General features: G+C 63.4%; 19 protein-coding genes and 1 pseudogene. 5 read left to right on the plus strand and 15 right to left on the minus strand.

The features are described from left to right. The 7 genes and pseudogenes from PCJ21_RS04980 to PCJ21_RS05010 form a co-directional block, all read right to left on the minus strand. Nucleotides 1-441, minus strand: a pseudogene (locus PCJ21_RS04980) (UDP-glucose 6-dehydrogenase); the annotation flags it as partial. A gap of 61 nt (nucleotides 442-502) precedes the next feature. Continuing rightward, a complete protein-coding gene (locus tag PCJ21_RS04985; protein ID WP_269930282.1) occupies nucleotides 503-1,318 on the minus strand; it encodes a family 16 glycosylhydrolase in 816 nt (271 codons plus the stop codon). A gap of 112 nt (nucleotides 1,319-1,430) precedes the next feature. Further along, entirely contained in the window at nucleotides 1,431-1,826 is a 396-nt protein-coding gene (locus tag PCJ21_RS04990) for a hypothetical protein (protein ID WP_269930283.1), read from the minus strand. Nucleotides 1,827-1,830: 4 nt separating this feature from the next. Then, nucleotides 1,831-2,817, minus strand: a complete 987-nt coding sequence (gene galE / locus PCJ21_RS04995; RefSeq protein WP_269930284.1) for a UDP-glucose 4-epimerase GalE — start codon at nucleotides 2,815-2,817, stop codon at nucleotides 1,831-1,833. Beyond that, entirely contained in the window at nucleotides 2,814-3,806 is a 993-nt protein-coding gene (locus tag PCJ21_RS05000) for a glycosyltransferase family 2 protein (protein WP_269930285.1), read from the minus strand. The genes galE and PCJ21_RS05000 overlap by 4 nt, the downstream gene beginning before the upstream one ends. 290 nt (nucleotides 3,807-4,096) lie before the next feature. Next, entirely contained in the window at nucleotides 4,097-4,366 is a 270-nt protein-coding gene (locus PCJ21_RS05005; protein WP_269930286.1) for an exopolysaccharide production repressor protein, read from the minus strand. Between the two features lie 169 nt (nucleotides 4,367-4,535). Further along, nucleotides 4,536-4,823 (minus strand): hypothetical protein, encoded by a 288-nt coding sequence (locus PCJ21_RS05010; protein ID WP_269930287.1) that lies wholly within the window; start codon nucleotides 4,821-4,823, stop codon nucleotides 4,536-4,538. A 147-nt stretch (nucleotides 4,824-4,970) separates the two neighbouring features. Between PCJ21_RS05010 and PCJ21_RS05015 the strand changes: the two genes are divergently transcribed. The 3 genes from PCJ21_RS05015 (at nucleotide 4,971) to PCJ21_RS05025 (ending at nucleotide 8,286) form a co-directional block, all read left to right on the plus strand. After that, nucleotides 4,971-5,645 (plus strand): sugar transferase, encoded by a 675-nt coding sequence (locus PCJ21_RS05015; RefSeq protein WP_269930684.1) that lies wholly within the window; start codon nucleotides 4,971-4,973, stop codon nucleotides 5,643-5,645. A 93-nt stretch (nucleotides 5,646-5,738) separates the two neighbouring features. Further along, a complete protein-coding gene (locus tag PCJ21_RS05020) occupies nucleotides 5,739-6,986 on the plus strand; it encodes a polysaccharide biosynthesis/export family protein (RefSeq protein ID WP_269930288.1) in 1,248 nt (415 codons plus the stop codon). Nucleotides 6,987-6,999: 13 nt separating this feature from the next. After that, nucleotides 7,000-8,286 carry an O-antigen ligase family protein gene (locus PCJ21_RS05025; protein ID WP_269930289.1) on the plus strand — a complete coding sequence of 429 codons (1,287 nt, stop codon included), beginning with the start codon at nucleotides 7,000-7,002 and terminating at the stop codon, nucleotides 8,284-8,286. Between the two features lie 67 nt (nucleotides 8,287-8,353). Here PCJ21_RS05025 and PCJ21_RS05030 read toward each other — a convergent pair whose 3' ends face one another. From PCJ21_RS05030 to PCJ21_RS05050, 5 genes are all read right to left on the minus strand, one after another. Next, nucleotides 8,354-9,481: an ATP-dependent DNA helicase gene (locus PCJ21_RS05030; RefSeq protein WP_269930290.1), complete on the minus strand. Its 1,128-nt coding sequence runs from the start codon at nucleotides 9,479-9,481 to the stop codon at nucleotides 8,354-8,356. 260 nt (nucleotides 9,482-9,741) lie between these two features. Next, on the minus strand, nucleotides 9,742-10,116 hold the full coding sequence (locus PCJ21_RS05035) for a nitrile hydratase accessory protein (protein WP_269930291.1): 375 nt from the start codon (nucleotides 10,114-10,116) through the stop codon (nucleotides 9,742-9,744). Then, the gene (nthB, locus tag PCJ21_RS05040) at nucleotides 10,103-10,762 is read right to left on the minus strand and encodes a nitrile hydratase subunit beta (protein WP_269930292.1); all 660 of its coding nucleotides are present in this window, start codon (nucleotides 10,760-10,762) and stop codon (nucleotides 10,103-10,105) included. The genes PCJ21_RS05035 and nthB overlap by 14 nt, the downstream gene beginning before the upstream one ends. Further along, complete coding sequence (nthA, locus tag PCJ21_RS05045; protein WP_269930293.1) at nucleotides 10,759-11,370, minus strand: nitrile hydratase subunit alpha; 612 nt, start codon at nucleotides 11,368-11,370, stop codon at nucleotides 10,759-10,761. Before nthA ends, nthB begins: the two co-directional genes overlap by 4 nt. Nucleotides 11,371-11,417: 47 nt before the next feature. Further along, entirely contained in the window at nucleotides 11,418-12,014 is a 597-nt protein-coding gene (locus PCJ21_RS05050) for a LysE family translocator (RefSeq protein ID WP_269930294.1), read from the minus strand. A 248-nt stretch (nucleotides 12,015-12,262) separates the two neighbouring features. Between PCJ21_RS05050 and PCJ21_RS05055 the strand changes: the two genes are divergently transcribed. After that, on the plus strand, nucleotides 12,263-13,018 hold the full coding sequence (locus tag PCJ21_RS05055) for a hypothetical protein (protein WP_269930295.1): 756 nt from the start codon (nucleotides 12,263-12,265) through the stop codon (nucleotides 13,016-13,018). 83 nt (nucleotides 13,019-13,101) lie between these two features. Here the strand turns inward: PCJ21_RS05055 and ilvN are convergent, their stop codons facing one another. Both ilvN and PCJ21_RS05065 read right to left on the minus strand, forming a co-directional pair. Then, nucleotides 13,102-13,674 carry an acetolactate synthase small subunit gene (ilvN, locus tag PCJ21_RS05060; protein WP_269930296.1) on the minus strand — a complete coding sequence of 191 codons (573 nt, stop codon included), beginning with the start codon at nucleotides 13,672-13,674 and terminating at the stop codon, nucleotides 13,102-13,104. A 77-nt stretch (nucleotides 13,675-13,751) separates the two neighbouring features. Further along, nucleotides 13,752-15,536 (minus strand): acetolactate synthase 3 large subunit, encoded by a 1,785-nt coding sequence (locus PCJ21_RS05065; protein WP_269930297.1) that lies wholly within the window; start codon nucleotides 15,534-15,536, stop codon nucleotides 13,752-13,754. Nucleotides 15,537-15,902: 366 nt separating this feature from the next. On the opposite strand from PCJ21_RS05065, the gene PCJ21_RS05070 reads away from it, so the two are divergent. Next, nucleotides 15,903-17,729 (plus strand): ATP-binding protein, encoded by a 1,827-nt coding sequence (locus PCJ21_RS05070; protein WP_269930298.1) that lies wholly within the window; start codon nucleotides 15,903-15,905, stop codon nucleotides 17,727-17,729. Between the two features lie 158 nt (nucleotides 17,730-17,887). On the opposite strand, the gene PCJ21_RS05075 is transcribed toward PCJ21_RS05070, so the two are convergent. Beyond that, nucleotides 17,888-18,679: a GGDEF domain-containing protein gene (locus PCJ21_RS05075; RefSeq protein WP_269930299.1), complete on the minus strand. Its 792-nt coding sequence runs from the start codon at nucleotides 18,677-18,679 to the stop codon at nucleotides 17,888-17,890. Nucleotides 18,680-18,697 lie beyond the last annotated feature (18 nt).

An 18,697-nucleotide genomic window follows, 5' to 3' on the forward strand; every position in this document is an offset into this window, starting at 1 on the left:
AGCGAGGTCCTCGCGTTCCCTCCGCGCCAGCTCGGCCGCTATCGCCGCCTTGACCTTGTCGGCGGTGCCGACCGGCACGGTCGACTTGGTGACGACGATCTTCGGCCCGGCCATCTCGCGGCCGATGGCCGAGGCCACCGACAGCACATATTTGAGGTCGGCCGAGCCGTCCTCGCCCTGCGGCGTGCCGACGGCGATCATCTGGATCTCGCCATGCGCCACGGCCAGCGAGGCATCCGTCGTGAAGACGATGCGGCCGGCGCCGTGGTTGTCGCGCACCAAGGCCTCCAGCCCCGGCTCGAAAATCGGGATGAAGCCCTGGTTCAGCCGCTCCACCTTGGCCGCGTCGACATCGACGCAGACAACGTCATGCCCGACCTCCGCCAGCACCGCCGCCTGCACAAGGCCGACATAGCCAATCCCAAATACCGTAAGCTTCATCCGCAAAAGTCCTGTTCAAGAATGCCGGCCAGAAGGCCGCGACCATTGGAGGGGAAGGAGGTCACTGCGTCTTGCAGGCGACGGATCCCTCGAATTGGCAGGGCTCGCCCGGAGCCGTGTAGGCGACGCGTTCGACCTCCATCGTCACCGGCGAGGCAGGTGTTGTGAACGGCCCCATCCACTCCCTGAGCGTGTCGCTGCCCCACAGGCTGAAGAATATCTTCTGCGGATGGCTGGGCAGCCTGGCCGGACTCGCCAGCTCATGCACGAGCTTGCCGTTGAGGTACCAGCGCAGCCGGTCCTTCTCCCAGACAAAGGCGTAGTCGTTGAAATCCTTGTCCGCGCCGCCAGCCACCTCGATCAGTTGCTCGTTGCCGGATTTGCCGTCGACATAGGCATTGACCTGCACCTTCGACGTATCCTTGGTCAGGATCTCGAAGTCGATCTCGTCGTGCGGCTGCTTGTGAACCGGCCCGATGTAGCTGAAGAAGGCGGCGTTCAGGCCGGAACCTTCGCCGCTCTTGACCCTCGCCTCATAGGTCCCGTAGCTGAAGCGGGCCTTGGTCTGGATCTCGCCACAGGAATTGTCGCGGTTCTTGAGCGGCTTGGCCTCGAAAGCCAATGTCAGTTTGCCGTCGGCGACCTTCACCTGGTCCTTCGACCAGGTGCAATTCTGGTGCTTGCCATTGTCCCAGCCGTCGGAAACCAGCCAGCGCGAACGGTCGAGCGTGTCGAAGGTGTCGACGAAGGACTTGCCTTGCGGATCCTGAGCAAATGCAGCGCCTGACGATACGAGCAACCCGCCGAGAACAGCCGCGAGTTGAAGGGCGCCGGACCGGCCGGTTGCAGTCGTGGCGTTGGTGTCGTTTGCGTTCATTGCCAAGTCATCCTTATGCCTGCGCGCCTCCCGCCAGAGATTCGCACCCGAAACATCCGCCCCGGGATGCCCCGGACCGGCCAAACTTTTCCTCCCTCCTCGATCTGTCGCCTTATGGCGCCGGCGCCGCCTCCCCGCGTGCCGGCGGCATCGCATCGTCCGCGTTGCGGCCATCGGCGATGAAATCGTCGACCAGGCGGCGAAGCCCGGCGACGAATTCGCCTTGCCGGCCGAGCGTATCGACCCGGCGCAGGCAGTTCTTGAGCGCTTCGGTCAGTTGATCCATTTCGGCTGCGCGCCGCGTCGAAACCGCATCGTTGTCCATCGCCTCGACCAGGAACGCCGCATTGGCCGAGACGGCTTCGTACCGGTTGCGTATCCCCGTCTTCTCGGCGTCGATTTCGCCGGAAAGCTGCCCGAGCGTCTTGAGCAGGTGCTCGAAACGCACAGCGTCGGTCTGCCGGTCGCGATCTGGGCTGCGGGTCTTGAAAGCGAAGATAGATGCCATCGCGCTACTCCACATTCGACCGGGCGTGCCAGTTCCATGCCGTTGATACGATTGAATTGAGATCGTGGCGTGGCGTCCAGCCAAGTACCTTGAGCGCCATCGCATTGTCCGCCACCAGCGCCGGCGCGTCGCCGGCGCGACGCGGCGCCTGCTCGACCCGGAAGTCGCGCCCGGAAATCCGCCTTACCGTCGACAGCAGCTCCTTGACCGTCGTGCCCTGCCCTGTGCCGAGATTGAGGGCAATGCTGTCGCCGCCGTCGATGAGATACTGCACCGCCCGCGAATGGGCGTCGGCAAGGTCCATCACATGGACGAAGTCGCGAACGCACGAACCGTCGCGGGTGTCGTAGTCGTCGCCAAAGACACTGAACCCGGCCCGCCGGCCGAGTGCTGCGTCGATGGCGAGCGGGATGGCGTGCGTTTCCGGATCGTGGCGCTCGCCGATACGGCCCTCGGGGTCGGCCCCGGCCGCATTGAAGTAGCGCAGGGACACCGACCTGAACCCCTCGTAGCGGTCCAGTTCGCGCAGCATCTCCTCAACGATGAGCTTGCTGCGGCCGTAAGGGTTGATCGGGACCTGCCGGTGGCTTTCGCGCATCGGCGTTTCCTCGGGATCGCCATAGGTCGCGCATGTCGACGAAAACACCAGCCGCCGGCAATCAGCGGCCTTGGCGGCGGCAAGCAGGGACAAGGACCCCGCGACGTTGTTTTCGAAGAACGAGATCGGATCCTTGACCGACTGGCCGACCTCGATCAGCGCGGCGAAGTGGACAACGGCGGCAGGCCGGTATTTCGCGAACACCTCGTCGAGGCGCGCCCGGTCCCTGATGTCGCCTTCCTCCAGCGGCCCCCATTTCACGAATTCGCGATGGCCGTTGCTGAAATTGTCGTAGACGATGGGCCGGAAGCCCCTGTTCGCGAGATCGAGGCAGGTGTGGGAGCCGATATAGCCACCGCCGCCGACGACCAGGATGTCCTTGCCCAGGCTCATTTGCGCGCCTCCGCGTTTTCAGTGGTCGGCAGAAGATAGCGAACCTGAGGTTGCTGCTGCGGTGCCACGCGCAGGGCGTCGTATTTGTCCTGCGCCACCCCCAGGGCCACGGCGCGCAAATTTGCCGGCGACGCCAGCGCAAAGCCCAACGCAGCCAAGGCGCCCTCTTGCGATTTGAGGTCGAGGAAATGGCGCAGGCGATATTTGTCGCGCATATGGCGCTCATGGCGCCGGAGAACACGCCTTTCGCCAGCCGTGATCGTCGCTGTTTGCAGCAATGCCAGGTCGGCGCCGGCCAGGCGGCGCAGGTCCTCGGTGCGATGCCTGCCGCTGAGCGAGCCGGCACGCACGACGGCTGCATAGCCGCAAGACCTGGTCAGCCTGAATCGCGCACCCTTCAGCAGTGCCCGGGCATAAAGCTCATAGTCTTCGCCAAGGCGCAGATTTTCATCGTAGCGCAACCCGTGCCGTTCAAGGAAAGATCGCCGCAACAGCGGCTTGAGAAAGCCAAGCTCACCTCGCGCCGCGCCGCGCCGCGAAATGTTGCCGGCAACGAACTCGTTGAATCCGAGTTGGGCCGTTTCGGCGTCACCATCAGGCATGGGCAGCCCCTGCGACGACGCGTTGCCGATGAAGACGATATTGTCCGCCGCCATATCCCAGTTGGCCCCATCGCAAAGACATCGCAGCCGCCCGGGCAGGAAGAAATCGTCGGCATCGAGAATGCCGATCAAGGGCGATCTTGAATGCCTGATGGCCAGGTTGCGGGCAAAGGACGGACCACGATTGACGTCGAGCCGAAGCACGAGCAACCGGCCCGAACCATCGTCGGCAGCGCGCGCCGCCGCTTCTGTCGCATCGCCCGAAGCGTCATCGACGACAACCACTTCGGCCACCTCGGACTCGCCAAGAGCCGAGGCTATCGCCGTTGCAATCGTATCGGCCGCATTGCGAGCGGCAATGATGACACAGACGTCGGTTCCGCTCACGTCGGTTGCCTTTCCGTCATAGCCCGCCGCAGCAAGAGCTATATTGCACCTGCGAAGAGTGGAACCCTAACTTTTGTTACGAGGGTTTATCCGGCAGCCGCGATACGCTCGCGCATCCGGCCCTGCGGCCAAGACTTTGCAAGGCCTGTCCGGCGATCCAGGCGATCACGTTTGGTGGCTGCAAATCGCCTGTACAGGATCGGTGACGATGGCGCTGACAGTCATCGTTGCTATCGCTTTGGCAGGCATTTTCAACGTCACGTCGACGCGAATCCGCTGTCTGTCGCGCTCTACTGCGGGCTGCCTTTCGGCGTCAGTTCGTCCGCTTGCGGTACTGGCGCTGCCTCGGCGGGCGACTTTGACGAGGTAGGCGTCGCGGCCGGGCGCGGTGCCCGCGTCACCATTGCGACAACCGCCAGGAAGTAACCGATTTGTAGAATCACCGCGCAAATCACCACACGCAGCAAGATCGTGCCCCAGCTGGCAGCATCGAAGTACGACCACAGGAAAACGATCGCGATCACGATCGCAAGCCCGAGGATGAATTTTGGCAAAGTCATTGGCGGTGCCTGCGGGCGTCACCCGGCAGTATCGAATTCGCCACGCTTTTACTTGCCATGCCCCTGGCCCTTGCAAGCTTTTGTCAGCATCTGTTTTTGCCGCCAACTAGGCGCTGACGTATTTGGGTTCTGTCGTTCGGCGGAACGAGGTTCCATTATATTGGCGGGGTCAGCACTCATCAAGGCAAGCGCGCCGTGCAGGCGCAAGCGCGAATTGATCTTTTGTGCTGCATGGCAACATTGCTCCCTTGCCCGGCATTGGTCGAACAATTTGCACTGCGTTGTTTCGGGAGGCGACGGCTGCAGAGAACGTCATCCCTGGAGAAATCAATATAGGCCAATGAATATTAATATTCCGGCTAGCAATAACAGAAGAAATATTTTCGCGGATTTTGACGCCATTCAGCATATAAGATACTGCTAAAATTAAAGCGAGATGACCACACAACTGTCGCATTGTGCATTTCCCGTGCAACCTCCGGCCGCCATTCAACACCGTCCTGCGGATATTGTTTCAAGGGCCAAGAAATCGTGTTTTGCAGTGCAGCATGGCGTGACTATGTTCGGCGCCGGGCGGGTCTTACAGACCAACTGGAGTTGCAGCATGAGGGATATTGCCAAGTCGAACAGCTTGGAGATTCCGCACGCGGCCATGGACTTTCCACCGCTTGGCGGGGTGGTGAAGCGCAGTTTCGACATCGTTGGAGCGAGCGCCGGCCTGATCGCGCTGAGCCCGCTTTTCCTGCTGATCGCCCTTCTGGTGAAAGCATCCGATGGCGGCCCGGCATTTTATGGCCACAGACGGATCGGACGAGCGGGCCGGATTTTCCATTGCCTGAAGTTCCGCACCATGGTGCGGAACGGCGATGCGGTGCTGGCTGCCCATCTGCGCGGCAATCCCGAGGCCCGCGCCGAGTGGGAAGCGACCCGGAAGCTGAAGGACGATCCGCGCGTGACGCGCGTCGGCGCGGTGCTGCGCAAGCTCAGCCTCGACGAACTGCCGCAGATCGTGAACATCCTATTGGGCGACATGAGCATCGTCGGCCCGCGTCCCGTGGTTCGTGACGAACTGGAATATTACGGCAAGTCGGCCGTGTTCTATTTCAAGTCCCGGCCCGGCCTCACCGGCCTGTGGCAGGTCAGCGGCCGCAACGACGTCTCCTACGACAGCCGCGTCGCCTTTGACCGTCATTATGTCGAGAACTGGTCGCTGAGTCAGGACATCCGCATCATCCTCAAGACGGTTCCCGCCGTCTGCATGTCGCGCGGCAGCTACTGACAGCTGCCGCATTGGAGGCTGCGGCGCGCCGATGCGCCCAGCCTCGTTGTTTGCCGGCGGTCTCTCGCCCGCCGCCAGAACAGGAAAAACGATTTGACACTGCTTGAGACAATTTCTCGCCGGCCCCGGGTCGCTTCGCACGTGCGCCGCCTCGCCTGCGCGGCATTCGTGCTGACGGCTACCGCAGCGGTGGCCGAGGACTACCAGCTCGGCACCCAGGACAAGCTGACCATCCGCGTCGTCGAATGGCAGACAGTCGAGGGCTCGTTCCGCGACTGGTCTTCGGTCAGCGGCGACTACACCATCGGGCCATCAGGGCGATTGTCCCTACCCTTCGTCGGCGAGACAGTGGCCGCAGGCAAGACAACCGCCGAGATCGCCGAAACCATCGGCAAGACGCTGCAGGAGAAGTTCGGCCTGTCGGATCGGCCGGAGGCGTCGGTCGAGGTGGCGCAGTTCCGGCCTTTCTACATTTCCGGCGACATCCAGACGCCTGGCCAATATCCCTTCGCGCCGGACCTTACAGTACTTAAGGCAGTCAGCATCGCCGGCGGCCTTCGCCGTGGCAGCGATGGCGCGCGCACCGAACGCGACCTGATCACAGCCGAAGGCAGCCATGCGGTGCTCTCCGACGGTCAGTTGCGTCTGATGGTGACCCGCGCGCGCATCGACGCCGAGCTGGCCGGCAAGACCGAAATCGCCGCACCCAGGGAAATCGCCGCCAATCCGCTCGTGCCCGCCATGATAGCGGACGAGACCGCCATCATGGCGGCCAGGCAAAAGAAGGTGACGCTCAGGCTGGAATCGCTCGGCAACCTCAAGAAGCTGCTCGAAAGCGAGATCGTCTCGCTCGGCAAGAAGTCGGAGACACAGCAGCGCCAGGTCGAGCTCGCACGCAAGGAACTTGGCGGCGTCGACACGCTCGCCCAGAAGGGCCTGGTGGTGAATACCCGCGTGCTCTCGGTCGAGCGTTCCGTCGCCGAGATGGAAGGCAAGATCCTCGACCTCGAGACGGCGATCCTTCGCGCCAAGCAGGACATCAGCAAGGCCGAGCAGGAGGCGATCGACCTCAAGAACGACACCGAATCGGAACTTGCCATCGAGCGCCAGAAAATCGTCGCCGAGCTCAACGAAGTGACGCTGAAGCTCAACACGCAAAAGGGCCTGATTTCCGAGGCCGGCGGCGTCGCCCCGGCGAACGGCGGGGAACCGACACTGACCTACAGGCTTGTGCGCAAGCGCGATGGCAAGAGCGCGACCGTCGAGGCGACGGAAGACACGCCCGTCATGCCCGGCGACGTACTCAAGGTCGAGCGCCCCGCAGCCCCGCTGGTGCAGTAGGCGGGCTCCACGCATGCGGATCCGGAAGTCGGCGCTGGTGACGCCCGGACGGAACGAACTCTACGGGGCCTTCGCGGTTGCCGTATCGTTCTTCGTCTTCGCCTATTCGTTCCGCCTCGGCCAGATTTCCATCCTGCTCTATTATGTGGTGTGGCTGCCACTCGTACTTGTCGACTACCGCTTCACGCTCGCGCGTCTGGCCCATTCGCCGCAGATCCTCGCCTTCGCGCTGCTCGCCTGCCTGTCCTATGCGTGGTCCGATGCACCTGACGTCACCGCCCGTGCCGGGTTGCAATACCTGTCGCATGTGGTTTGCGCCGTCATCGCAGCGCGCGTCATCGACGCGCGAACGCTGTGCATCGGGGCGATGGCCGGCATCTCCGTCGTCCTCGGCTACTCGATACTCGACGGCGCATCCGTCTACGACGCGCTCGACGGAACCTACAGCTTCGTCGGCGCCTTCGGCTCCAAGAACCAGCTCGGCTTCTATGCTTCGCTCGGCATCCTGTTTTCGGTCTTTTTCGGCTTGTTCCTGACCAGCAGCCGGCGCGCTCGGCTGGTCGCCCTGGCGGTCGCCGCGCTGTCGGCGGTGCTGCTGGTGATGTCGCAATCGGCAACCTCGATGCTGGCCACCCCGGCGGCCATCGCGATGGTGATCGCCATCGCCGGGCTCGAGGCCTTTTCGCCGAATCATCGCAAGGTGTTCTTCCTTGCCGGCACGGTCCTTGGCCTGGCCGCCATTCTCGCCGCGCTCAACGTCGGCGCGGTCGACATGGTGCTTGGCGCCTTCGGCAAGGATTCCACCCTCACCGGCAGGACGTATCTCTGGCAGCAAGGCATGGACGCCACAGCCCACGCGCCATGGCTCGGCGTCGGCTACCAGGCCTATTGGGTCCAGGGCTTTTCCGAGGCCGAGCGGCTGTGGCACGAGTTCTACATCGCCTCGCGCACCGGCTTCCACTTCCACAACACCTATATCGAAGCGCTGGTGGAACTCGGCTACATCGGCGCGGCGGCGATCATCCTGCCGGTCCTGGCGGCGCTGCGCCTGTGCGTTGGCCGCCTGCTCGACGAACGCGACTGGGCCGAACCGCTGCTGCTGCTCGGCATGCTCGCCCTGCTGGTCATCAGGTCGTTTTTCGAGGTCGATATCCTGCAGCCCTACGCCATCGGCTCGTTCCTGCTCTACTACAGCTGGGCCCGTGCGAAGGAATTGCCCTCAAGCAAAGTGATGCCGTCCCGTGAACCGGGCGGCTACGGCCATCCCTCGACCAACAAGGCTCAGATCGCCGGCCAGTGACCGGACTTGCGCTGAACAGCGCCAAGCGGCGGCAGCGCAGGCACAGCTGCAGCGGATGCCCGCTCCACTATCGAACGATGGTCAGCCGCTCGGCGGCGCGGGTGATCGCCGTGTAAAGCCAGCGCTGGCGCGTATCCTTGAAGGCCCAGCTCTCGTCGAACAGAACGACATTGTTCCACTGCGAGCCCTGCGCCTTGTGCACCGTCAGCGCGTAGCCGTAGTCGAAGTCGTCGTAGCGCTTCTTGGTCCCCCACGGGATCTCTTCGTCGGGATTTTCGAAGGTCTGCTTGAGCAGCTTGATCTTGGCGACGCCGCGATCGGGATCGTCCTCTTCCGGCGCAACCAGAAGATTGATGCCGGGCTTCACCGTCTCGCGCGACGAGGTCATCACCTTCCACAACGAGCCATTGAGCAGCCCCTTGGCCGGGTCATTGCGCAGGCACACCAGCTTGTCGCCCGCCTGCGGATAGCCTGCGCTAAAACCCTTCAGCTCGCGCAACCGTTGATTGTAGCGCCGCCGCGTGCGGTTTGTGCCGACCAGCACCTGGTCGGCGTCCAGCACCAGATCCTGGGTGACGTCTTCCTTGCCGATCACCTGGGCCGTGCCGTAGTCGCCGCGCATGAATTCGCGGCCCTCGCGCACGTCGAGGGCCAGCCTCAGGATCGGGTTGTCGCGCGCCTGGCGATGTATCTCGGTAAGGAGAAAATCCGGCTCGTGCTCGGTGAAGAAGCCGCCGCCGGAGATCGGCGGCAACTGCGCCGGATCGCCCAGCACAAGCACCGGCGTGCCGAAGGTCAGGAGATCGCGGCCAAGTTGCTCGTCGACCATCGAGCATTCGTCGATGACGACGAGCTTGGCCTTGGCAATCGGGCTCTGGCGGTTAAGCGAGAACGTCGGCGACATCGAGGTCTTGCCGGTCGCCTCGTCTGAAATCGCCTCCTCGCCCTTGGGCCGGTAGATCAGCGAATGGATCGTACGCGCATTGGTCGCGCCCTTCGAGCGCAGCACCTGGGCTGCCTTGCCGGTGAAGGCGGCGAACTGCACCTGGCCGTCGACATGCTCGGCGAAATAGCGCGCAAGCGTCGTCTTGCCGGTGCCGGCATAGCCGAACAACCGGAACAGTTGCGGCTTGCCAGATTTGAGCCAGCGCGCCACGGCCTGCAGCGCATCGTCCTGCTGAGGTGAGAAATCCATGGGATTGACTGACAGGATTCGCGCTGGAAGGGCAAGGGATTTGGCCGTCATGCAAAATCAGTCCGCGCGAAATCGTTGCCTTTGTAGAGCAACTTCGCGCCGAAGCGCGTGGCGCAAGACGGCTTCTGATCGCGGTGAAAACATGCGCGGACGCGCCTTCCGGGAGCGCGAGGGCTTTCGCGCTTCTCCGATGTCAGGATCGGCCGAAAGCCCCCATCTAGCGCACAGGATGTGGCGGCTACCCCAGGGCAAAGCTGCGCTCAGCGGATGTTTGACAAACGCGCGCTTTCCGGATCGTTCTCCAGCAGGATCGGCTTGCCATGCGGCGTTGCGTGCGCGGCGCGCTCCCAGGCAGCAGTCACCGCGTCGACCTCGTCGTGCCCGGCCAGCCCCTTTTCCGCCAGCAGCCTTTCGAGCGCCGCCAGCCAGCGCTCGTAATAGTCGCTGCCGTCGGAAGCTGCCTCGTGCTGCTTCACTTCCGCCGACAGCCGCTCGGCCCATTCGCCCCAACTGAAGACGCCGCGCTCGTGCAGCGCGACCACCATGGCGAACGCCTCGGCCTGCCACGGTTCGGCGAAAACCGGCGCGTCGAGCGCCCCTGTCCCCACGGGGATCCGTGCCTCATGCCGGCTCAAGATAGCTCTCCCAGGCGTCGATGCTGACTTCAAGCATAGGGTCCGCGCCCTCGCCCCACAATTCGGCGCCGGAAAAGACGACCGTGTAGACCCTTTGCGGGTTCTCGCCGTTGCCTTGCGCATTGCTGTCGGGAAAAACAAAGCCTTCGCGCACGGCGTCGATCACGCCCATCTTGCCGCGGGCGTAGCGCGGCAGGCGGGTATGGCCGGTCGGGTGGAAATTCCTGGTGCGCACGCGCTGGCCGACCGCAAAATGCGCAGCGCCCTCCACCGGCCGGTCGCAAGGACCGCCCTTGGCGAGCGCCGCGGACACGTTTTCCGCCTTCAGCACGCGCTTCGGCGTCGCCGCCGAATCGACCGCCTCGCCGGCCGCAAGATCGTTCGCAGTGACGAAACGGTGGCGCTGCAACAGCCGCTCCAGCGCCTTGATCCAGATCTCGTAGTAGCTGGACGCATAGTAGTCGGCCGGATGAAGGCTTTCCCGCATATGCCGGCTTTCGTCGATATTCCAGGCGCCCATGGCGCCCGCCGTCAGCGTCACGCCAAGCGCGCGCTTCTCCCACTCGGCATGGAAGCAGCGCTCGTCCTTTTCGGGTGTGACCGGGCCGAAGCCCATCTGCCCACCAAGGTCGTGCGGTCCGTTCATTGCGCCTCCCGCGCCAGCCCGGTGCCGATCATCGAATCGCGCGTCACCAGCTCGGCGAGTTGTACCTCGCCCCAGCCCTGGGTCCCCTCCGGCCGCTGCGGCACGACGAGATAGCGCAGCTCGGCCGTCGAATCCCAAACCCGGATCTTTTTGTCGCTCGCCAGCGTGACCCCGAATTCCGCAAGCACGCCGCGCGGGTCGATCACCGCCTTGCTGCGATAGGCCGGCGCCTTGTACCACACCGGCGGCAGCCCGAGCACCGACCACGGATAGCAGGAGCACAGCGTGCAGACGACGAGATTGTGCGTCTCGTCGCTGTTGAACACCGCTTGCATGTGCTCGCCCTGCCGGCCGGTGTAGCCGAGCGAGGCAATTGCTGCCGTTGCATCGCGCTTCAGCCAGCCGGCGAACTCCGGATCGCTCCACGCCTTGGCCACGACACGGGCGCCGTTGCGCGGGCCGACCTTGGTTTCGTATGTGTCGACGATGACGTCGATCGCCGCCGGATCGATCAGGCCCTTCTGGGTCAGGATCGTCTCCAGTGCCTTGACCCGGGCAGCCATCGGATCGAGTTCGTTGTCGTGGTGATGATCGTGGTCGTGTGCCATGTTCAAACGCTAAGCTCGCCAATAGTGCCGCGCAAGTTATTCCGTGCCTATTTCAGCATCGGCCACAGCGTTGCAGCCAGCAGCACGCCCATGGCGATGTTGAACCACTTCAGCCGCACCGGGTCGGTGAGGAAGCCGCGCAGCGCCATGCCGAACCCGGCCCAACTCGACACACTCGGCAGGTTGACCAGGGCAAAGGCGCTGGAAATCAGCAGCACCGAAAGGAATGGAGCCTCCGGGCTGGTGTAGATGGCCATGGCGGTCACGGCCATCACCCAGGCTTTCGGATTGATCCACTGGAACGCAGACGCCTCGAGGAAGGTCATCGGCCGCCCCTTCGCGTCGCCATCCTTGCCAAGCGAGCGCGACATGCCGATACGCCAGGCGAGATAAACCAGATACGCCCCGCCGGCGATCTTGAGCACCGTATGCAATGCCGGAAATGCTGTCAGCACGGCGCCGAGCCCGAAGCCAACGCCGAGCAGCAGCGACAGGAAGCCGAAGCCGATCCCCAGCATGTGCGGGATGGTGCGTACGAACCCGAAATTGACGCCCGAAGCCAGGAGCATGAAATTGTTCGGCCCCGGCGTGATCGAGGTCACGAAGGCGTAGACGAGCAAGGCCAGAAATGCGTCGTAGGACATAGGGTGTCTCTTTCCAGATATGTCAGCATTATTGTCTCTTTTTCGGAGACGCGAGAAATCCCAGTCGACGCCAATTCGCTGGTCCAGTAGGCCGCAAGCGGGTGGTCGTGGTTTGCCTTGCCGATGGCGTCACATGATTGCGCAGTTTCATCCCGTACAACCAAAAAGCTTGCCGGCAGGCTGTTCTTGGTTCATTTCACCGGATTGAGACAAGACGACGATTCATCGCGCAGCACTGGAGAATGATCATGTCAGCCGTTGCCAAGCTCGAGCCCAGCAACCTTTCGCGCGAACTCATCAGCCACGCGGTGGCGAGCATCGACGCGTCCGACCGCTTCTCGCTGCCCTTCCCGCACATCTTCTTCCGCAATTTCTTCCCGGCGGACTTCTACGCCGACCTGATCAGGTCGATCCCCACGGAGGGTTACGATCCGATCACCGGCACCGGCACCCGCATGGCTTTGCGCCTCTATGGCGACAACGTCGGCAAGATCGACGCCGAACTGCGCGACATGTGGGGCGCGGTTTCGGAAACACTGGCCTCGCCTGAAGTCGAAGCCGCGATCCGCCGCCAGCTGCACGAGGGCCTCGAAATCCGCGCGCGCGGCGACAAGGTCAAGAGCGTCGACGACCTCAAGCTGGTGGCAAAGCCTGTGCTCTACAGCGACAAGGACGGTTACCAGATCAAGCCGCATCCCGACGCGCGCAAGAAGGTCGTCACCATGCAGCTCTACTGCCCGGCAGACGACAGCCAGCGCGACCTTGGCACGACGCTCTACCAGGCCTCGCTCAAGGGCCTGCTGAATGTCGGCTCCTACGGCCTCGAGCCAGTCAAGACCCTGCCCTTCCTGCCCAATGTCGGCTACGCCTTCGTGGTGCTCAAGGCGTATCACTCGCTGATGAAGATGAGCTGGCACGGTCGCCCGAAGATCACGACGACCATCAGCCGTCCGCGCGTCTCGCTGCTCAACACCTTCTATGTCAACGAGAACGTCGGCTTCTGAGCACCGATCACCGGTTTCAGGAAATGAAAAAGCCGCCTACGCAATCGCATAGGCGGCATTTTCATTGCGCCATTGGCAGCAGATCACATCCCCTGCGGGCCGCGGTTCATCGCAGCCACGCCGGTGCGGCAGATCTCGACCAGGCCGAGCGGCTTCATGATGGCGATGAACTGCTCGACCTTCGACACCTTGCCGGTCAGTTCGAAGATGAAATGCTCGGTGTTTGCGTCGATCACCTTGGCGCGAAAGGCTTCGGCAAGGCGCAGCGCCTCCACACGATGTTCGCCGGTGCCGGCGACCTTCACCAGTGCCAACTCCCGCGCCAGCGCACCGCCGGTGCCGAGCTCGCGCGCCGTCACCGTCAGGTCGACGACGCGGTGCACCGGAACAATGCGTTCGAGCTGGTGCTTGATCTGTTCCAGCACACCCGGCGTGCCGCGCGTCACGATGGTGATGCGCGACAGGTGCTTCTCGTGCTCGGTTTCGGAGACGGTCAGGCTCTCGATGTTATAGCCGCGGCCGGAAAACAGGCCGATAACCCTGGCAAGCACGCCGGGCTCGTTGTCGACCAGCACCGAAAGCGTGTGCGTTTCTGGCAGCGCCGTTTCCTTGGAAATGAAATAGGCCGAACCGGTGGGTTGTAGCTGTGCGTTCATAAGCTGAATCTCGATCTCAGGCGTTTGCGCCAACTCGTTGATTGTGCGGCCTTCCCTGGAAGGCCGCGCAAGGTTCGTCACACCAGTTCGCGGCCCTTGGCGTCGATGGCATTCGCCACCGCCTCGTCGGTCGCCTCGTCCGGCAGCAGCATCTCGTTATGCGCCTTGCCCGAAGGGATCATCGGGAAGCAGTTGGCGAGCGTCGCGACGCGGCAGTCGAAGATCACCGGCTTCCTGACCGAGATCATCTCCTTGATCGCGTCGTCCAGCTCGTCGGGCTTGTCGCAGCGGATGCCATGGCCACCATAGGCTTCCGCCAGCTTGACGAAGTCCGGCATCGCCTCGGTGTAGGAATGCGACAGGCGGTTGCCATGCAGCAGCTGCTGCCACTGGCGCACCATGCCCATGTAGGAGTTGTTGAGGATGAACACCTTGATCGGCGCGTCGTACTGGATCGCCGTGCTCATCTCCTGGATGCACATCTGGACCGAGGCGTCGCCGGCAATGTCGATGACCAGCGATTGAGGATGCGCGATCTGCACGCCAAGTGCTGCCGGCAGGCCGTAGCCCATCGTGCCCAGGCCGCCAGACGTCATCCAGCGGTTCGGCTTTTCAAAGCCGAAATGCTGGGCCGCCCACATCTGGTGCTGGCCGACCTCGGTCGTGATGTAGGTGTCGAGATGCCTGGTCAGTTCATACAGCCGCTGGACGGCGTATTGCGGCATGATCACGTCGCTGTTTTGCTTGTAGGCAAAGCTGTCGCGCGCGCGCCACTTGGCAATCTGCTCCCACCACGGGTAGAGCGTCTTCTTGTCGGCCTTGGCGGTTGCCCGCCACAGGCGAACCATGTCCTCCAGCACCCGGCCGACATCGCCCAGGATCGGCACGTCGGCGCGCACGTTCTTGTTGATCGACGACGGGTCGATGTCGATGTGGATCTTCTTCGAATTCGGCGAAAACGCATTGAGGCGGCCGGTGATGCGGTCGTCGAAGCGCGCGCCGATACAGACCATGACATCGCAGTCATGCATCGCCATGTTGGCTTCGTAGCTGCCGTGCATGCCCAGCATGCCGAGCCAGCTCTTGCCCGAGGCCGGATAGGCGCCAAGCCCCATCAGCGTCGAGGTGATCGGGAAGCCGGTCAGGTCGACCAGTTCGCGCAGCAAGTGGCTGGCTTCGGCGCCGGAATTCACCACGCCGCCGCCCGAATAGATGATCGGCCGCTTGGCGGTCGCCATCAGGGCCACGGCTTCCTTGATCTTTTCCAGGTCGCCCTGGACCTTCGGCTGGTAGGATGTGCGCGGCGCGGTCTGCGGCGGCGTGTACATGCCCTTGGCGAACTGCACGTCCTTGGGGATGTCGACCACGACCGGGCCCGGACGGCCGGTCGTTGCGACATGGAAGGCCTCGTGCAGGATCGCCGCCAGGTCGTTGACGTCCTTCACCAGCCAGTTGTGCTTGGTGCACGGCCGGGTGATGCCGATGGTGTCGCATTCCTGGAAGGCGTCGGAGCCGATCAGCGAGGTTGGCACCTGGCCGGTGATGCAGATCAGCGGGATCGAATCCATCAGCGCGTCCTGCAGCGGCGTCACCGCGTTGGTTGCGCCTGGCCCCGACGTCACCAGCATCACGCCAGCCCGCCCGGTAGAACGCGCGTAACCTTCGGCCGCATGGCCGGCGCCCTGCTCGTGGCGGACCAGGATGTGCTGGACGTCGTCCTGCTGGAACAGCTCGTCATAGATCGGAAGGACAGCGCCGCCGGGGTAGCCGAAGAGGTGCTTGACGCCATTGTCCTTCAGCGCCTGCACCACCATTTCGGCGCCGGTCATTTCCCGTCGTCCGCTGTCACTTTGTCCGCTCATCGGTCCGTCCCGTCTTTCCTTCGCCGTTTTCGGCGGTTGCTGCTCGTTTAGTCCTGTTTCGGGCAATAAAAAAGGCCCCCGAGGGAGCCTTTGCATCTGCGCATGGGGGGATTTCGCCCGGCGGTTACACCGCCTTGCCCATGCGCAATCCTACTACGAGAATGAGTGTCGTATTCATGGCGCGGACGATAGTGCGGCCAAACCCGGCCTGTCAACCGGACCGGCGCATTTTTTCCGCAACGTCACCCTGCGCCCAACGGCGGCATCTTAGCTATGGCCTTAACGCTCGCTACACCATGCGACCTCACCCCACCTTAACCGCGCAAGGCTAGGCTGAAGGTCAGGGGAATTGGGAACGTGGCATCCATGTACATTGAACGCCAGGCAGTTGGTGGCGAAACCACCTCGCAGGAGCGACGCGACCCGGGTCAGGACGAGGCCCGCATTCTTGGCAATGTCGTGCAGTGCGATGGCGCACGCGCGGTCATCAGCGCTTATGCCGAGGCCGGCAGCGAAAGCGTGATCGGCCTGTGGACCGTGGGCCGCATGATCTGCATCAATCTGGGCGAAACCCGCACCATCGGGCTGGTCTATTCCATCGCCAAGTCGGATCGTTCATGGAGCAGCGAAGGCGAAAACCCGATCGAGGTCAATGTCGAGCTTATCGGCGAAGTCCGCGATGTCGGCCCGGACAAGCGCCCGATGTTCGACCGCGGCATCACCGCTTATCCCTACATCGGCGCCGTCGCCCACCGCATCCGCAGCCGCGATCTCCAGGCAGTCTACGACCTTGCCGGCCGTCACTCCGTCACCATCGGCCAGCTGTCGCAGGACGAAAACATCGATGCCTGCATTGCCATCGACGAGACGCTCGCCCGCCACTTCGCCGTGGTCGGCACGACAGGTGTCGGCAAGTCGACCGCTGTTTCGCTCCTGCTCCGCAAGACCATTGCCGCGCGGCCTGATCTGCGCGTGCTGATCATGGACCCGCACAACGAGTTCGCCGCCTCGCTGCCGGAGTATTGCGTCAAGATCGATTCCAATTCGCTCGACCTGCCCTTCTGGCTCTTCCGCCTGGAAGAATTCGCCGAAGTGCTGTTCCGTGGCCGCGAAACCGATGCCGAAGAAATAGACGTCCTGCGCGACCTGGTCCCGGTTGCCAAGAACCTCTACCGCAATCCCAATGGCGGCGCCTTCCTGCGCCGCGGTGTCGATGCGCTGACGGCGGATACGCCGGTACCCTACCGCATCGCCGATCTCATCAAGCAGATCGACGAGCGCATGGGACTGCTTGAATCCAAGAACGAGCGGCCGATCCTGAAATCGCTGCGCACCCGCATCGAGTCGGCGCTCGCCGATCCGCGCTACCGCTTCATGTTCCATTCGCGCCTGATCGAAGACACCATCCACGAAACCATCGGCAACATCTTCCGCGTGCCGACGCATGGCCGCCCGGTCACCTGCTTCGAAATGGCCGGCATGCCGTCGGAAGTCGTCAATTCGGTCTGTTCGGTTCTCGCCCGCCTCGCCTTCGACCTTGCGCTGTGGAGCGAAGGCCGGCTCAAGCTGCTCCTGCTGTGCGAGGAAGCGCACCGCTACATGCCGGCCGACCACCGGCTCGGCTTCGCGCCAACCCGGCACGCGCTGTCGCGCATCGCCAAGGAAGGCCGCAAATACGGCTGCTATCTCGGCGTCGTCACCCAGCGCCCGGGTGAGCTCGACCCGACCATCCTGTCGCAGTGCTCCACCGTCTTCGCCATGCGGCTTGCCAACGAGCAGGACCAGGCGATCATCCGCTCGGCCATTGCCGATTCCTCGGCCTCGACCCTGTCGTTCCTGTCGTCGATGGGCCAGCGCGAGGCCATCGCCTTTGGCGAGGGTGTGGCAACCACGATGCGGCTGAAATTCGAGAAGCTGCCTGTCGAGCTCATTCCCGGGACAGGCAAGCGGGCGACAGAGGCGCAGTCCGGTAACGGCGACGACGTCGATCTCATTGCCGTAGTCGAGCGCCTGCGCAACGTGCCCAAGCCACAGGCTGCGGCGCTCGGATTTACCGAAGTGGTCGACGCCCAACGCCAGGCCGGCGACAGCGACTACCGCAAGCCCGCCGGCAAGCAGCCCCTGGATGACGATTTCGACACGCGCTTCGGCCTGCGCCCATCGACCTTCGGCGGCAGGCCGCCACAGGGCTGAGACTCAGCCAGGCAGGCCTGAGGACTCCGGAACGCCCACATGCTGCGTGGGCGGACGGTCATCCTCCAGGTTTCATCGTGATCCCTTCGCGGGAAACGCCGACCAGCATGGCGGAGGCCTGGGCCGACAAGAACATATGCCACCATGGCGATCCGGCGCTAGGCGCAGACGCGGTTACGGCCCTGGCGCTTGGCCTCGTAGAGCTGCTTGTCGGCGCGGCGATAGAACTCTTCGGCGGTTTCTTCGCGATCCCACAGCGCCAGACCGACACTCGAAGTCACGTTGAGCTGGGTGCCGGCGGCCTCGATCGGCAGCGAGGCAATTGCCTTGCGCATCCGCTCGGCAACCCGCTGCAGCAGCTCCAGGTCCATGTTCGGCGCAACAATGGCGAATTCCTCGCCACCCAAACGTGCCACCACGTCATGATACCGGGTCATGCTCTTCAGGCACTTGCCGACCGACCGCAGCACCTCGTCCCCCGCATCGTGGCCATAGGTGTCGTTGACCAGCTTGAAATGGTCGAGGTCAAGGATCATCAGCCCGACCGGTTTGTCGATGCGCCGGAATTCGTCGAGGTACTCCTTCAGCGCGTCGTCGAAATAGCGCCGGTTCTGCATGCCGGTCAGGCCGTCGGTCAGCGCGGCCTGTTCGAGGTTGCGCGAGCGCGCACTGAGCGAGGCGGTCATCTCGCGCAGCTTGCCGCCTTCCTTCACCTGTGTGCGGATCTGCGGCAGGATGAAGCAAATCCCGAAAACCAGCGTACCGCCAAGCAGCACCACAGTCGCCAGCAGGATGGTCCTGAGGGTTGCCAGCACTTCGGCGCGCCCGGGCTCGGATAACGCTTCGGCGGGCTGGCCGAGCAGGTTCCAGCCATAGAAGATCGACAACGCTGCCAGCAGGATCAGCGCAATGAAAAAGAAGAAGGCGGTTTCAGCCTTGTGAAAGCGCATAGCGACCTTGGATACCCC

The organism is Aminobacter sp. HY435 (assembly GCF_027568395.1).
GTDB lineage: Bacteria > Pseudomonadota > Alphaproteobacteria > Rhizobiales > Rhizobiaceae > Aminobacter.